The 249-nt window shown below is 40.2% G+C and carries 1 rRNA gene; it reads right to left on the bottom strand.

The features are described from left to right. Positions 1-162 precede the first annotated feature (162 nt). Positions 163-249 (bottom strand): 16S ribosomal RNA (locus tag OGX67_RS00475); the annotation flags it as partial.

Below are 249 nucleotides of genomic sequence, written 5' to 3' on the forward strand. Positions count from 1 at the left end.
TCATTTCTTATTACGGAGAAATGAAACAGTGTGTCGTTTCAATTTTCAGCTTGATCCAGATTTTTAAAGAGCAAAACTTCTTAATGCACTCGAAAGTACATTCAGAAGTTCATCATTCATCAGACAATCTGTGTGAGCACTACAAAGAACGTTTCTTTAAGGTAAGGATGTGATCCAACCGCAGGTTCCCCTACGGTTACCTTGTTACGACTTCACCCCAGTCATGAATCACAAAGTGGTAAGCGCCCT

Source organism: Citrobacter sp. Cf118 (assembly GCF_030334095.1).
Classification (GTDB): domain Bacteria; phylum Pseudomonadota; class Gammaproteobacteria; order Enterobacterales; family Enterobacteriaceae; genus Citrobacter; species Citrobacter freundii.